The sequence below is a fragment of the Amycolatopsis palatopharyngis genome (genome assembly GCF_003385185.1).
In the GTDB taxonomy this organism is placed as follows: domain Bacteria; phylum Actinomycetota; class Actinomycetes; order Mycobacteriales; family Pseudonocardiaceae; genus Amycolatopsis; species Amycolatopsis palatopharyngis.
Genome location: NZ_PQHZ01000010.1, coordinates 157795 through 173255, shown reverse-complemented (window position 1 = coordinate 173255; position 15461 = coordinate 157795). Strand labels below are relative to the sequence as shown.

Sequence of the window (15461 nt, the reverse complement as noted above, 5' to 3'; positions counted from 1 at the left end):
TTCGGGTAGCGTCTTGCGTAGGCAAGGAGTTCGGGATTGCGCCTGAACCACCGCCGACTTCCACTCTGCGGCATGGAGCGTGGGATCGCGCCCGCGCCACCGTCGTGTTCTCGTTCCTCTCTTATCCCAGATCAACGTGTCCAGCGGGCACGTTGATCGGAAGGGCGCATTGGCGATGACGATCTACTCCCAGCATCCCCAGCGGGGAAAGGTTCAGATCCTGGCCAGCTACCGCGCACCGGGCGGCGTGGTGTCTTCAACCGTTACCAGTGTTGATTCCGCCATGACGGCGACACCGCTCGTTGACGCCCTGAACCGGATCTCAGCGTGCGCGTCGATTCCGGTGAGCGTGTACGACATGCGCGGCCGCGGCTTCAATCACTACCCGGAGGGGCACCTCGCGGCGCTGACCGACCTTGATGCACGCGCCGGCCTGCTCGAAGGCACGCACAGCCTGTGGTACGAGCAGGTGATGTGGCTGCTCCACGAGGCGTTGACAGACCTTTACGATGCGACAGTGTCGGTACCGGCACCGATCCGCACTGCAATAGACGCGGAACTGGAATCCGAGGCTCGTTGGCTCCGCGCCGCGCTTGCCGAATATGCGGAGGGGGTTGAAGTTCCAGACGACGAAACTCGACGTACCTGGGACTTCGAAGACCCGTTCGTCGCGTTCGACGGTGGGTGGTTCGGGCTCGGCCGCCGGGACCGCGACCTCCTGGACCGGCTCGAAGCAGACGCCACCGGCCAAGAACTCCACGACGCAATCGTCGATCTGCGGCTACTACTCGACGCCGACGCGCAACTCAGCACTGGCGACACCCGACTCCAGCTGGACGATCTGTCAATCACCGCGGAGCCGGAGGACCCTGACGGCTTCTTCCTGAACATAGAGGCTCCCCTGCCCAGCGGCGACTACAACCGCGTGCAGTGGGGTGTGGCAATTGACCGATGGGAGGCAGACGAAAGGGACGAGGAGGGCTACCCCACGGACTCACATGGCGAGCCGGTCATCCGCTGCGTACTTGCCGAGCGGCCAGACGCAACCGACATCGTCGCACTGCTGAAGCTCACCACGAGCCAGGAGCAACTGGCGGCATGGGCGCAAACCCCGGTCGGCGAGACATTGGCCAACACGGCCTTCGTCGTGACGAAGCGCTACAACGACACGGAATGACCCAACCGCTCGGGATGATCGCCGTTTGCCAGTCCATCCGGGACCGTGAGGAGCGGAGACGCACCAAACCGCGGTTCCGCTCCTCACCGTCGCCGAGCAATTCCATGACCACTACGTTCCGCAGCAGCATCACCGAGTACGGCGGTAGCCCCTTCGAATCTTCGCGTGGACGGTCTCGCGGACACTGTTATGCCGCTGACAAGCAGGTTTAGGTCCTCGCACCGCTCAACCAGGAGTGCTGGAGATCGTGTCCCGCTGTAGCGGACCGGTCAGACTGATCACCGAACACACTCGGTGATCAGTCTGCAGAAGCACCGAGTCAGCCTGTTTTCACTCTGATCTGCCGGGCAACGCCGGTGGAGTCATAGCGATACCTGGCCATCTCCTGGGTAACGTTGTACCGCTTGGCGATCTCGTCAGGGCTCCACCCTTTGTATATGCGGCGGCGGTGAGCAATGGACGAGGGAGCAGAAGGGTTCCACCGAATGCGGTAGCCTGCTCCTCTTCGTCGGGCTGGCAGGTGCGAAACGGGATGCCCTCGATCTCACGAACTTCCGACAGCTGGTGCTCGAGCAGGCGGTGCGCCACCTCGTGCGCGACATCGCTCGCGAGACGTCCGGGGCTCCGGACTGGTCCTGACGAGGGTGCGGCGGACGATGGCCCGCAGGTGGGTGATGATGGGCGTGAGCTGGTCCTTCTTGACATCGCTACCGTGAGCCACCGCGCTGCGCACCTTGTAGGCCATGTCGACGTGGTTGTAAATCTTCAGGCGCTCAGCGTCGTTACGGCCAACCAGCACGGCAGTCCGCTGAGGGTGCGACCTTTGAGGTCGCCGCGGTCGCCTTTCGCCGACACCAGCCGCTCCAACGCCACGACGTAGTTGAAAGCCACACCGCCAGGATCCTGCCCGATGTTGACCTCGGCGTCGAAAGCGATCTTTGTGCAGGTGTCGAGGAACCTGCCCCGCAACTGGTTGTAGGCGCATGCTCGCCCTCGTCATCACCGTAGCGGCGGTCCACGCTTTCTAGCTTGCCAGCCAGCGCCGAGAGGAAACCGGGCAACCAACCCGCCTGATCCTCGTCCACACACAAGGGTCCGAGCAAAGGAACCTCGTAGTCGCCCTCGGGACCGAGGAACGTGGTGGGGATCGACTCCTGATAGATGGCCACAGAACGGCCAGGCTCGACGAGGTACCCCGCGACAGGCATGACGGGGGTGTCCTGCGCAAGGTTGAGGCACAACAACGGCGCCCACGCCGGCGAGAATCTTTCGACCCGGGGCAACATCATCGTGCTGGTCGACGAGGTACACCGCACCCAGTCCGCCAAGGCGAAGTCCCTGGCCGGGCAGATGCGCGCAGCGTTGCCGCACGGAAAGTTCATCGGCATGACCGGCACCCCCGTCAGGAACCTCGCCACTGACACCTTCGCACTCTTCGGCGAAGAGACTGACCCGGGCAGGGTGCTGCACCGCTATACAGATGCTCGGCAACCTCCGGCGGTAACCGAGCCTCGTCGCGCTGCGCAGCGACGACGAAACTGATGAGAGCTGCACAGGACACGCACACGGACGGGGGGCCCAACGCCACCGATGCTGCAGCCGCGGCACCCCTGCAGCACGACACCAAGAGGCTCCTCGTCGTTGCCACGCCAAACGCTGCGCGTTGCCCACTCACAGTCCGGATGAAGCCCGCCTGGCCGAGCTGACCTTGCAGTCCGTAGGCAGCATGGCCTTTGGCACCGGGTTTGGCGGCGAGCGCGATTCGGCCGCCAGGAGGCAGTAGACGGTACGGGTCGCCAACTGGCCCTTTCTGGCCCACGGCCGACCATGCTGGCAAGCTCGTCTCGTGCGCAACTACGACATGCTGTCCGATCACGACTTCGAACTGCTCGTTGCCGATCTCATGGGCGCCGAGTACGGGGTCGTGTACGAGGCGTTTGCGCGCGGCGCGGACCAGGGTGTCGACGTACGCCGGCTTACACCAGAGGGCCCGGACATCATCCAGTGCAAGCACATGCTCAGGTCCACTTACGCCCACCTGAAATCGGCCGCCTCGGCCGAGGCCACGCGACTCACCGCACTTACTCCCGGCCCCTGGCGGTACCGGTTCGTGACCAGTCAGTCACTAACGCCGCGGCGCAAGACGGAACTGGCCACGATCTTGGCGCCGTGGATAAGCAATGACGATCAGGTCGTCGGCGCTGACGACCTTGAGGGCCTGCTCAATCGCCACCCCGAAGTTGAGCGGGCGCACGTCAAATTGTGGCTGTCCAGCGCGGCACAGCTCGACGAGCGGCTCCACGCCGCGACCTGGACTCGCAGCCGCCAATTGCACGCGGAGATCAAGGCCTGGCTGCCCCGCTACGTCGAGAACCAAGCCTTCTGGGAAGCCCGAAAGCGACTGCGAGCGGAGCGGGTGCTGGTCATCTCCGGGCCGCCTGGGATCGGTAAGACCACGCTGGCACGAATGCTGCTCGCCGACGCCGCCGTGGACGGCTATCAGCCGGTGGAGGTGTCCTCCGACATCGAGGAAGCATTCGAGATCGTCAATGATCACGAGGCCCGCGCCTACTACTACGACGACTTCCTCGGCAGTACGTTTCTGCAGGATCGCCTGGCGAAAAATGAGGACAAGCGGCTCACTTCGTTCATGCGGCGATGCGCGAACAGTGGCAACAACCTGCTGGTGCTTACCACTCGCGAGCATATCCTCCAGCAGGCAGCGTCGTGGTACGAGGAGCTGGAACGAGCTGGCCTGCCACTGCGCCGGTTTCTACTCGAACTGTCGACGTACACTCGCTTCGATCGCGCCCGGATCTTTTACAATCATATCTGGCACTCCGAGCAAGTTGAGGCGACCGGTCGCCGAGCGCTGCTGCAAAACAAGGCGTACTTGAAGATCGTCGACCACCCGAACTTCAATCCTCGACTGATCGAGTACATCACGGGGCTGACCTCGCCGGCCCTCGACGCTGAGGCGCGGACTGACTACCTCGACTTCGCTATTGGAGTCTTCGACACCCCCGATCGGATCTGGAAGCGGGCGTTTGAGCGGCAGTTAGACGAGCACTGCCGTGCGTTGCTCATCGCAGTAGCCATCACCGGCGGCGAGATGGTCGTCGACGACGCGCGGCGAGCGTTCGAGTTCCTGCTCAGCAGGCAGGGCAGGACGCCGACCAGAAACGACTTCCGGTCAGCGCTGCAGGTGCTGGATGACTCATTCCTGTGCAGCACAGAACAATCTGAGCACACGTTCATCAACGTCTCTAACCCGTCGGTGCAGGACTTCGTCGCGGCATGGCTTATTAGCAATCCCGATGAGGTGCTGACAGCGATCAACGGTGCCGCGTTCTTCGAGCAGTTGAGGTGGCTATACCGACGGCTCGAACCAGCCGGCCAGGTGAACAGCCAAGTGCGCACAGCGCTGATCGCCAACGTGCAAAGATGCTTCGATAGCGATAACCCCGCATGGCACGACGTACGGATCGGCGGCACGAACACTACTATCGTTATGCGGCAAGGGCGTCACCGCGAAGACCGGCTCCGGTTTGTGCACGGCCTGCTCTCTGCAGGTAAAGGCGACGCACTCAGCTCCTGGTTCGAGGAGAAGCTTCAGGCCACGGCTGAAGAATGGCTGCACCACGTGAGCGATCCCGGCAGACCAGTTGCGTTGATCAGCGGACTCCGCAAGGCGGGATACCCGGTGCCGCCCACCGTCATTGAGGCCGCGCGCGACGGACTCGGCAAGGCCGAGTACAGCTATGCCTGGTCGCAGCTGGCACGGCTGCGAACCCTCGCTCCCGAGGCGTTTCCGCCGCAGGCGAATCACCGCCTCGTCTCCGACTGCGAAGAGTGGGTTACACAACAGCTCGTCGACCCAAGCGACATCGATGACGTCGACGAACTCGACAATATACGGTCATCGGCGAAATCCATGGGTTCCTGGAGACCAGCACATGACGACCTGTACGACAGCGCCGCGGTAGAAATCGCTCATCGATCGCAAGACGCAGACAAGCCGAACGACAACGAACCCGTGCGAGATTCGCCAAGCATGTCTCCCGCCGCGGAGCAAGCAGCAATCGAAGCATTGTTCGCCCGGCTCGAGGAACCGACCCCGCCGTCCTCTTGAGCTAGGTGTACTGACCATAGAGGTGGCCGCGGCGTGAAACTGACGTATGATCTTGATGTACGGAAGAGCCTTCTGGGTCGGTGCGGATTGCGCAATGACCCCGAAGCCTGGAGGCTCTCGTCTCGATTCAGAACTCCGAAAAATCCTTTTGTGTCAGATCTGGTTCTTCAGTCCGCCAGATTTCTGGCGCTTTAGCTGCAAGGGCGGTGTGCGGGTGTTTCTCGCCCAGCACCCGCACAGAGTCAGCGAGCACCCGTCACTGATCGTCCCGGCACGCTGCCTCGTACGTGGCGGTTTCCTCCGCCGACTGTTCGCAGTCGGGGAACCACACGCGTTCCATCCGCCAGGTCGGGCGCGTGCCGAGCTTGCGGACCTCGCGTTCGAGGGTGCTGATCTCGTTTGAAGGAAAGCCCGCATAGCACTCCTCGACGTCGAACTCGCCGTCTGGCCAGGCCCGCAGCGGCCGGTCGAGCGCGCGCAGCGCCTCCTGGGTCACGCTGCCAGTCGGTGGCAACCACGGCATGGCCGGCTTCGGAATCTGGGCGCCGGTCACCCGCCGCAGTATTCCAGTGGGCTCGGCCGCGCCGAGGCCACCTCCGGGTGCGGCACCCGCAGGACTGGGCACTGCAGGTGCCTTGACCTGCAAACACTCCCAAAAGAGTGGTAGTTACTGGAGAATACTGGAACTCTGGTACTGTCTTGTCCATGGCGGAGCCCCTAGAGGAACTCGAGCGTCGCATCGACGGTCTACGGACTGAGGTGCGCCGGGCGGCCATGTCCGGCGACCCCGCGCGAGCGCGCGAACTGCGGGCCGGCCTGCGCCGCGCGGAACGCACTTGGGACGAAGCCCTCGCGGCCATGACCACGCCCACGCCCGAGCCGGACCCGGTTCGACCTGCGGGGTCTCTGCTGCCGATCCGCGACCAGGTTCACCGGGCACTCACCCTGCTCGGCGTGCCGTCCGCGCCCAAACTGATCGTCGCCGTGCACAGCGCGTTCTTCGGGGGCGAGATGGCCGGGGCGCGGTTGACCAGCCTGCGGCGGGACGAGGAACGCTCGTTCCGATCGTCGCCGCACGCCCGCCCGTACTACTTGTGCAGCGCGTTGACCGCGGATCGGCTGGTGCCTGCCCGTGGGCTGCTAGCGGTCTCGACCTGGCCCATGCCTCGCAGAGTCATCGGCCCGCTCAGCGCGCGCGTCGACTTCCTCCTCGCAGCCATCGGACTGTCGGAACAGGTTGACAGGATGAGCGAGCCGCCGTTGCCCGCATTGAGTTTGTTGTGGCGGTTCGCCACGAACATTCCCGGTGCCGCCGAGTCGTTCGATGCGATCAAGCCAGCGAGGGTCGCTGATGCGGCGCGAGCAGAACTAGCGATACACCATGAAGCCGACCAAGCACACCGCGAGGTGGCAGCCACCCGAGCCCGGACACAACTCGATGAGATCCATCAGCTGTTCGGCTCGGCCCTGAAGGTCGTATCGCGCGCCACTACCAAAAACTGAGCGGACTTCCTGCCCGCGCTTCCCCCGCGAAGGAAGAGATAGTTGACCAACACCGACACCCGTCTGAACGCCATCCGCGGGTCGGCTGAGCCGAAGAAGCACAATGCCCGGACGATCGCCGCGTTAACCAGCAATCCCGGCTGCGCCCGCAGGAGCGTTCTCGACGCAGCCTCCATCGACAAACAGGCACTGGCCGAGCACATCGGCTATCCCGCCGCGTTCGGCATGTCCAGCTTCGCCATCGCCCGAGGTAACGCCTTCGAGGCACAGGTCAAGGCCAACGGCTGCGCCGAATTGCTGCGACTGCTGCGGAAGCACCTCGACCTGCCGCTTCCCGAGGTGTCCTACGACGACCTCAACAGCGTGGCCGGACACGAGACGCTCGAAGCGCGCTACCGGCGATCCCGCCAGCTGTTGGCGCACGCCGCCCGCTCCGACCAGGACGCCGGCACCCTATTCGATCACCCGTTGCTGCGCATGAACATCGGCGGCCGAGAGGTGTACCTGGAGCCCGATCTCGTCGCGTTTCGGCTGCGGGACCGCTTCCATGTCGTGGAGATCAAGTCCTTCCCGGTGATCGATCGCCGGGCCGATTCCCACAAGGTGGGCGCGGCGGCAATCCAGTCCGCCGTGTACGTCCTGGCGATGCGCCAGCTCTTGGAGCAGCTCGGGGTCGACCCGGCCCTGGTCTCGCACGAGGTGTTCCTGGTGTGCCCCGAGGATTTCTCCAACCGGCCGACCGCCGCGCTGATCGACGTGCGCAAGCAGCTGACCGTGGTACGGCGTCAACTCGCCCGGCTGGCCGACGTTGGCACCCTCGTCGCGACGCTGCCTGTCGGCTTGACCCTGGACTTGCTGCGTGACGAGGAGGGCGAGGCGACGCGGTCGGTTGACGAACTGTGTGCGGCGTTGGACCAGATCGAGGCGCGTTATGCGCCAGAGTGTCTGGATACCTGCGAGATGGCCTACTTCTGCCGGGCTGGCGCTCGCGGACACACCGCCGCGCTCGGGAGGTCCGTCCAGGAAAACCTGGGTGGGATCGATACCGTCGCCGCGGCGATCGGGTTGGCCACGGATGCACTTGCGCCTGACGAGCATGAGCGAGAGGCGGCTCATGTGTTGCGGATGGCCGAGCATTTGCGCCGCGAATGTCTTGGTGGTGCGGCATGAGCACGCTTACTTCGTTGGCGAGGGCACACGCGGTCCAGCGCGGCTGCGCCCAGCCGATCACCACCGTCCGCCACGTCCACGTCAGCGCACGGCCGCTGGTGTGTGTGCCGCTGGCGATGGCTGGCGAGGCGAACGCGCCCCTGGCCGCCATGGTCGGCAGGGACCGTGACACGCCCCGACTGCTGATCGTTCCGCAGCCCCGCAACCGCGGGCAGCGTTTCGAGTTCGCGCACTCGTTGGCGTTGGTCCTGCTGCACTATGTGGCGACCTTCGCCAGCACGACGGAGGTCGTCAGCCAGCCCGGCGGAGTGGCCAAGCCTCGTATCGCCGACGCGCCGCAGGTATGGGTGCCCAACCGCGCGGGTATCGACTTTCTCCGGTTGTTCGGGCGTTCCACCCGGTTTCGCTCCACGACCGGCCCGTACGCGGTCGAGGTCTCCGTGCCCACGTTGGGCAAGTGGCTCACATTTCTGACGGAGCGAGCGGAGCACCCCGGTTCGTCGCTGTTGATGGCCGCCACGGACGCCCTGGCCCGGAACTGGGCCACCGGGCAAAGCACGATCGAAGACGGCAACCTCGCCTCCCTGCTGGGCTGGATCGCGCCGCCGCCGGGTTCGGACGGAGCGCAGACCGCGCTCGCGGCGGAGGATCCTTTGGTGTGCCCGCCCGCCGGACCGGCCACCGACCCGACCTTCGACCGGGAGGTGCTCGAGCCGGGGATCACCGAATATGACCGCGCATCCGGTGACCCGGAACGGCAGCAACGCGCCATGACCAGGCTCGAGGCCGCGCTGCGCGGCCAGCTCGAGCCCACCTGGCACCTGATGTGGCAAGCGGTCGACCGGCTCGGGGCACTGCCGCCGGGAGACCATGTCGCGACCCGCTGGGACCAGGACAAGGACGCCTATCTTCAGTTCCACACCTACCTCACGAACGGCGGCTACCCGCAGCCCAAGCGGGACAGTGCGGTGGCCGCGGCGAGGCGGCTCAACGAGCTTGAACGGCACCAGGCCGATTACGACGCGCAACGGGCTTTCGATGACCCGCTGGTCATGGCGGAATACCGGCTCGCCGGTGACGCCTTCGCGGGAACGGTCACCTCGGCGGTGCCGAACCGACGGGTCGGCACCGGCCGCAGCGCGGTGCTCCGCCCCTTGATCACCGTGTCAACTCCGGATCCCGTGCGGCTGGTCCCCGGCGACGCCATCGTGAGCGACCAAGCGCGACCACGGCAGCGAGCCGAGATCGTCGCGATAGCCGAGATACCGGTCGGCCTGGAGATCACGCTGGAACTCGCCGGCGGCATGGGGCGCGGCAGAACAGCACCGGCAGGGACCATGCCGACGGTCGGGGACCGGGTGTGCTTCAGCACCCTCACCGACTCCTACCAACCACGCGGCACCTTCCCCGCTCGGGAGAACACACCATGGACCCACGGCGGCCCGCCCGTCCAACCGACCCCGACCAGTGACGACGCAAAGGAGGAGTGGTCGTGACCGCCGACGCCACCGCCGAGGTTGAACGGGTCATCACCGCCGCATTAGCCGACTTCACCACCCGCGGCCACCTCGGCGTCGTCGTGGACTCCCCGCCCGGCGCGGGCAAGTCAACCCTCGTGGTCAGGGCCGCGACGCAGATCGCGCACGGGGGCGAGCCGGTGATGGTCATCGCCCAGACCAACGAGCAAGTCGACGACCTGGTCGACCGGATGTCACGTGAGGCTCCCACGGTGCGCGTCGGCAGGCTGTCCGCGCACGGCTACGTCCCGACGACCCGCGTCACCCACCCCAATGTCAGCGTCGCCGACCGAGTCCAGGACCTTCACGCCCCGCAGATCACCATCGGCACGGCAGCGAAATGGGTGCATGTCGCGGACGGCCCGTGGCCGTGGGCGATCATCGATGAGGCGTACCAGATGCGCTCGGACATGCTCCTGCGCGTCGCCGCGCGGTTCGAGCACGCCTTGTTCGTCGGAGACCCCGGTCAGCTGGACCCGTTCTCGACCGTCGAGGTCGACCGGTGGACCGGGTTGACCTGGGATCCCATGCAGAGCGCGGTCGCCGCGATGCTCCGCAACAACCCCGACCTGCCCGTACACCAGCTGCCCCTGTCCTGGCGTCTGGCCGCGTCGGCAGCGCCACCGGTGTCAGAGGCGTTCTACCCGTTCACCGGCTTCCGTTCCGCCACCACGGCCGATCAACGACAGCTGGCGTACCAAACCCGAGGATTCGGCGGCCCCATCGACGACACGTTGGAGATTGCCGCCCGGACCGGTTGGGCACTACACGAGCTACCCGCCCGGCACACCCTCCGCACCGACACCCAGGCGGTTTACGCGATCACCGATCTGGCCCTGCGGGTGATCCAACGCGGGGCCACGGCTCACTCCGAGCGCAGCCCGGACGGCATCCCTGTCACAGCCGGGCGTATCGCGATCGGGGCCGCCCACCGCGATCAGGTCGCGGCGATACGGCACACCCTGCACGAGCGCGGAGGCCAGGCGATCAAGGTTGACACGGCCAATCGCCTGCAGGGCAGTGAATATGACCTGGTTCTGGTGCTGCACCCGCTGTCAGGGCGGCGCGATGCGACCGCATTCCACCTCGAATCAGGCCGCCTGTGCGTCCTGACCTCCCGACATCGGCACGCCTGCATAGTCGTGGCCAGAGCCGGCATCCAGGACCTGCTCGACGCGCACCCGCCCAGCGAACCCATGCACCTGGGCGTTCCAGCGAAATTCCCCGACGGTTGGGAGGCCAACCAAGCAATGCTCGCGCATCTGCGCGCACATCGAGTAGCGGCGGCATAGAGACACGGCCCATCGTCCGCACCTTCGAACGCATCCGGTGAATGCCAGCGGACCTTGAAATCCCAGCTACCCCGGTGAACACGCCCGCCCGTTGACGTCATGGTGGTCCTGCCGCTAGTCGACTCTGAGAGGAATGATGAGAGTTCTCCACGTATCCGACTGGCACCTCGGTCGGGTCACCTACAACGAACCCCGCTCCGTTGACCACGATACTGTTCTGACCGAGATCATCGCCGTGGCCCGCAGCGAAAAGCCGGAACTGATCGTGCACTCAGGCGATCTCTTCGACCACGCCCGGCCGTCCTATCCAGACATGAGCAAAGCCACCACAGTGCTCAAGGAGCTTGCGGCCGTCGCGCCCGTGGTCGTCGTGTGCGGCAACCATGACTCGCCGCTGCTGTTTCAGCTTTTCGCGCAACTCCTTGGCCCCGACAGCGGGATTCATTTCATCGACAAACCCCGCGATCCCGACCAGGGCGGGATCCTCCGATTCCACGGAGCCGACGACACCGTGCTGCGCCTCGCGGTTCTGCCGTTCGTGCATTCCAACCGGGCCATCGACGCTTTCGACGACCCCCACCACTGGCGCGCCGCTTATGCCGAACGCATCGGCAGGATGGAGCGGATGCTGGCCGCAGAGTTGCTGCGCGACTTCGACGACCGCCGTGACATCGCGATGTTCGCCGCGCATCTGCACGTCGGCGGCGCCAACTTCGCCGGAAGCGAACGCCCGGTGCACGCCTCGGACTACTACGCCACCAACGCCGAGGACCTGCCCGCGGTCAACTACGCGGCCTTCGGCCATATCCATCAGCCCCAGAAGTTGCCCGGCACCCAGGTTCCCGGCCGGTACGCCGGATCTCCGATCCAGCTCGACTTCGGCGAAGCCGGGGAACGCAAGAGCGTCGTCCTCGCCGACCTCCGGCCCGGCCAGAAGGCCAACATCGACATCGTCGGGTTGAGCGGTGGCCGGCAACTGCGGCGGCTTGAGGGCACCCTGGACGATCTGCGTGTACTCGCACCGTCGGTCGGACGGGACCTGTGCCAGGTCACCGTGCACACACAAACGCACCACCCAGCCCTGTCCGAGCTGGTCGACGACCTTCTGCCAGACGCCGTCGTCCTCCAGGTCAACGAGGTATGCGCGGATCAGAAACTGGAGGTCCTCACCCAAGACGCGGTCGCCGCCGACGTCGAACCCAACCTGCGTCAACTCTTCCGCGACTACCTGGCAGACCAGGGCACCACCACGGTCGCGGCCGACCGCGTCATGGCGACATTCGCGAGGGTGCTGACAGCGGTGGAAGAACAACAACCCGCTGTGATGCCAGAGGAATCGCTGCTCACCGACCCGCTGGAATCCGACCGAGCTCCGGTTGCCGCGGAGGTGTCACGGTGAGGCCCCTGACCCTGAAGTTCACCGGACTGCGCTCCTACCTCGCCGAGCAGGAAATCAACTTCACCGACGTGGACCTGATGGCGGTCGTCGGGGACACCGGCGCCGGAAAGTCCTCGCTCCTGGAGGCGCTGTGTTTTGCGCTCTACGGAGGCTGCACCTGGGACGCCCGAGGCGGAAAGAGGCTGATCGCCGACGGTGGAGACGGAACCCTGCGCGTCGAGCTGACCTTCCAAGCCAGGGGCAAGACCTGGCGGGTCACTCGGACGACCTCCGCCAGCAACTACCCCCCGTCGACGCATCGGCTCGAAGGTCTGGACGACAACTCTGTCCTCGACAACTCCCGCTCGGTCGACGACGCCATCCGCAAGCTCATCGGGCTTGACTACGCCGCCTTCCTCAAAGCGGTGGTCCTGCCCCAGGGACGGTTCCAAGAACTTCTGCAGACGCGGGAAGCGGACCGCACGGCCATACTGAAGAACGTCCTCGGGCTCGACCAGATCGCTGAGGTTCGCCGACACACCAACGGATTGCACGATCGTCTTCAGCCGCTGCTGCACGAAGTGGAACTGCGTCGTGCGTCGTTGCTGCCTGACCCGGCGGCTACCATCGTGGACGCTGGCGAGCGGCTGTCGGTGGCACAGGAGCAAGTCCAGAAGCTGGATCGCCTCAAGGAGGTGATCGCCAAGGCTCGCAATGCCCACGACGATGCCGAAGGTCGGGCAAGCGACCATCGGACTGCGGCGCAACAGCTGACAGCGAAGATTCCAGAAGACATCGACGAGCAGTACGGTCGCTTGATCGAACTCGACATCCAACTCACCGACGACATCAACGCCGTGGACAGTCAACTCGACCAGGCCGATTCCGACGAGGCCGATCTCAAGGCGGTCCTCGCCACCGCAGATGCCGCGGGAACGGGAATCACTGGGGTCGCAACGGCATTGGCCACACTTGAGTCGTTGCTAGACCAGATTCCGGGAATCGACGACGAGCAACGTGACCACGCCGAAGAACGCGCGACCATCGACGCCGAGCGCGCTGTCCTGAATGACCGCAGAAGCGGTCAGGCTGAGCTCATCGCCCAGGCCGAGCTGGCTCAAACCAACGCGGGCATCGCGGAGACCGCGCACACTGACGCGACAGAAAAGCTCGAACAGTGTCGTGCCCTGCTTACTGAAGCCAGGCGTGCTGTCAAAGCCGCATCCACCGCGTCCGAAACGGTAAACACGCATCGGGAGGAGCTGAACAAGCGCACAAACGAGGTCGCCGAAGCACAGCGGGTCGTCGCGCAAGCGGACGAAGATTTCGACAAGGCAACGGCGCGGCTTGAGGCCGTGCACCGTGCAAACGCGGCTGCCCATGCAGCATCCGCCAGTCACCCCGGAGAACCGTGCCCCATCTGTGTTCGCCCCCTTCCCGACGACTTCACCGCGCCCACCACCGCCGAGACGAAACAAGCCACGACCGCGCGGACCAGCGCACAGAAACACGCCAAGACATCGGCAACCAAGCTCGCCGAGGCGAAAGAGTCACGCAAGACCGCGCAGACCAACGTCGACGAGGCGATCAAGGCCCTCGACACGGCGCTTTCCGAACGCGGCGAGGCTTATCAGGCCATCTTCGCAGTGCTCGGTGACGTGAATCTCGACCAGGACGACGAAGCGATCCTGACCGCCGTGCACGAGGCCGTGGGCCAAACTGCCACTGCCAAGGAAACAGCCGCCGCAGAGGCAAAGACGGCGCACGACGCCATGACAAATGAGATCGCCGATCTGCGCCACGCCGAGCGCGCACTCGCCGACCGCGAGGCCGCTCTGGCCAAAGCACAGCGAGCTCTTTCGCGGCGACAAGAGAAGATCACGAAGGCGCACGACACACTACCCGAGCCCTACCGGGTCCACACTGAACTGACCACCGCGGCCATCGACCGCAGCAAGGAAAAAGCCCAGCAGCGCCAGGCAGAACTGGAGGACGTCACTGTTCAGCTCGACGCCGCTCACAAACAGATCAAGCTGTTGCGCGGTGAGAAGGAACGACTCGGCCGTCAGCACCGGACCACCGTCGAGCAACCCGCGACACAACTGAGCCAGCGCATCCAAGCCCTGGCCGACCAGTCCCTCGCCGCGGCACAGCTGACCGGACTTCCAGCGGCGCAGGAACGCCCGACACCCTCGACCATCGCCGAGGACGCGGAATGGGCACGTGACGTGCTGGCGGCCGTGGAGGCGATCAACCAACACTGTCTGCGCGAAGCATCCATACAAGACGGCCTTGCCGCGACAGCACAATCTGACGCCGCCACAGCGCTCGCCTCGGCCGACATCGCCGACGACGACACGCTGGCCACGCTGTTGACCGAGGCCAGGGCCGACGCACGCGTGGCCGAGCGCGACCGCGACAAGGCGATCGCCCAACAGCCCCTCTGCGCCGAACTGGACACCCGCATCTCTGCCGCCAAACCCATGGTCGATAGCCTCCGCGAGCTCGGCAGCCTTCTCGCCGACGGCAAGTTCCTGGCCGCGGTCGTCAAGCGCCGCCAACGAGCACTCCTGGGCATAGCGTCGGAGTTGCTTCAGTCGATGACCAAGGATCGGTTCGCGTTCTCCGACGATTTCCGCATCGTCGACGGTCATACGGGGCAGCCTCGCGACGTGAAGACCCTCTCGGGAGGCGAGACGTTCCTGGCGAGCCTGGCTCTGGCCTTGGCCCTGGTGGAACTCACCTCTCGGGGTGGCGGACGAGTCGAAGCCCTGTTCCTCGACGAAGGATTCGGTTCCCTGGACACCAACATCCTCGGCGACGCCCTCGAAGCACTCACCCGCCAAGCCGACGGTGGCCGGTTGGTCGCCGTGATCAGCCACATGCGTGACGTCGCCGAGAACTTCGACAACGTCCTCATGGTTACCCGGTCCTTGGGCGGCAGCCAGGCACGCTGGCTGACCCCGTCTGAGCGTGACCAGGTCGTCACCGACGAACTGACGGCGGGGCTGCTCACCTAGCCGCGAGCAGCGATGGAACCCGTTCGGTGGAGCTTGGTGGCAGGCAGGCCGATGACGTACAGGAATCGGGCTGGATTTCACCATTACGCAGCCCAGTGACCAACCGTATTGGAGTAGCGGGAGGTGGATGCACAACTCGAATGGCCTCATGGCTCTGCGACGTGCGGTTACTCGAACGTTTGTTCTCATCGTCGGATTGTCAGGATACCTGCCTACAGTCGATCGCGAGACAGCGAGCTTGTGCCGAACTGGGATGCCGCACCCCCGCTTCG

The 15461-nt window shown here is 65.2% G+C and carries 12 protein-coding genes; 9 read left to right on the top strand and 3 right to left on the bottom strand.

Annotated features, from left to right (window positions below; all coding sequences use genetic code 11):
• The first annotated feature begins 175 nt into the window (after positions 1–175).
• Complete coding sequence (locus tag D0C15_RS10660) at positions 176–1177, top strand: hypothetical protein (protein ID WP_116043548.1); 1002 nt, start codon at positions 176–178, stop codon at positions 1175–1177.
• A 330-nt stretch (positions 1178–1507) separates the two neighbouring features.
• On the opposite strand, the gene D0C15_RS35675 is transcribed toward D0C15_RS10660, so the two are convergent.
• The gene (locus D0C15_RS35675; protein WP_116043546.1) at positions 1508–1882 is read right to left on the bottom strand and encodes an ImmA/IrrE family metallo-endopeptidase; all 375 of its coding nucleotides are present in this window, start codon (positions 1880–1882) and stop codon (positions 1508–1510) included.
• Positions 1883–1942: 60 nt separating this feature from the next.
• The gene (locus D0C15_RS10650) at positions 1943–2146 is read right to left on the bottom strand and encodes a hypothetical protein (RefSeq protein ID WP_116043543.1); all 204 of its coding nucleotides are present in this window, start codon (positions 2144–2146) and stop codon (positions 1943–1945) included.
• 261 nt (positions 2147–2407) lie between these two features.
• On the opposite strand from D0C15_RS10650, the gene D0C15_RS10645 reads away from it, so the two are divergent.
• Positions 2408–2719 (top strand): hypothetical protein, encoded by a 312-nt coding sequence (locus D0C15_RS10645; protein ID WP_211323150.1) that lies wholly within the window; start codon positions 2408–2410, stop codon positions 2717–2719.
• 304 nt (positions 2720–3023) lie between these two features.
• The gene (locus tag D0C15_RS10640; RefSeq protein ID WP_116043540.1) at positions 3024–5309 is read left to right on the top strand and encodes an nSTAND3 domain-containing NTPase; all 2286 of its coding nucleotides are present in this window, start codon (positions 3024–3026) and stop codon (positions 5307–5309) included.
• Positions 5310–5565: 256 nt separating this feature from the next.
• Here the strand turns inward: D0C15_RS10640 and D0C15_RS10635 are convergent, their stop codons facing one another.
• The gene (locus D0C15_RS10635; RefSeq protein ID WP_162829996.1) at positions 5566–5934 is read right to left on the bottom strand and encodes a hypothetical protein; all 369 of its coding nucleotides are present in this window, start codon (positions 5932–5934) and stop codon (positions 5566–5568) included.
• Between the two features lie 80 nt (positions 5935–6014).
• On the opposite strand from D0C15_RS10635, the gene D0C15_RS10630 reads away from it, so the two are divergent.
• The 6 genes from D0C15_RS10630 to D0C15_RS10605 all read left to right on the top strand — a co-directional run bounded on the left by D0C15_RS10630 (position 6015) and on the right by D0C15_RS10605 (position 15189).
• Positions 6015–6812: a hypothetical protein gene (locus D0C15_RS10630; RefSeq protein ID WP_116043534.1), complete on the top strand. Its 798-nt coding sequence runs from the start codon at positions 6015–6017 to the stop codon at positions 6810–6812.
• A 42-nt stretch (positions 6813–6854) separates the two neighbouring features.
• Positions 6855–7982, top strand: a complete 1128-nt coding sequence (locus D0C15_RS10625) for a PD-(D/E)XK nuclease family protein (protein ID WP_116043532.1) — start codon at positions 6855–6857, stop codon at positions 7980–7982.
• Complete coding sequence (locus tag D0C15_RS10620) at positions 7979–9478, top strand: hypothetical protein (protein ID WP_116043529.1); 1500 nt, start codon at positions 7979–7981, stop codon at positions 9476–9478. The genes D0C15_RS10625 and D0C15_RS10620 overlap by 4 nt, the downstream gene beginning before the upstream one ends.
• Positions 9475–10791 (top strand): AAA family ATPase, encoded by a 1317-nt coding sequence (locus D0C15_RS10615; protein WP_245975697.1) that lies wholly within the window; start codon positions 9475–9477, stop codon positions 10789–10791. The genes D0C15_RS10620 and D0C15_RS10615 overlap by 4 nt, the downstream gene beginning before the upstream one ends.
• Before the next feature lie 133 nt (positions 10792–10924).
• Positions 10925–12190, top strand: a complete 1266-nt coding sequence (locus D0C15_RS10610) for a metallophosphoesterase family protein (protein WP_245975696.1) — start codon at positions 10925–10927, stop codon at positions 12188–12190.
• Complete coding sequence (locus D0C15_RS10605) at positions 12187–15189, top strand: AAA family ATPase (protein WP_162829995.1); 3003 nt, start codon at positions 12187–12189, stop codon at positions 15187–15189. The genes D0C15_RS10610 and D0C15_RS10605 overlap by 4 nt, the downstream gene beginning before the upstream one ends.
• Positions 15190–15461 lie beyond the last annotated feature (272 nt).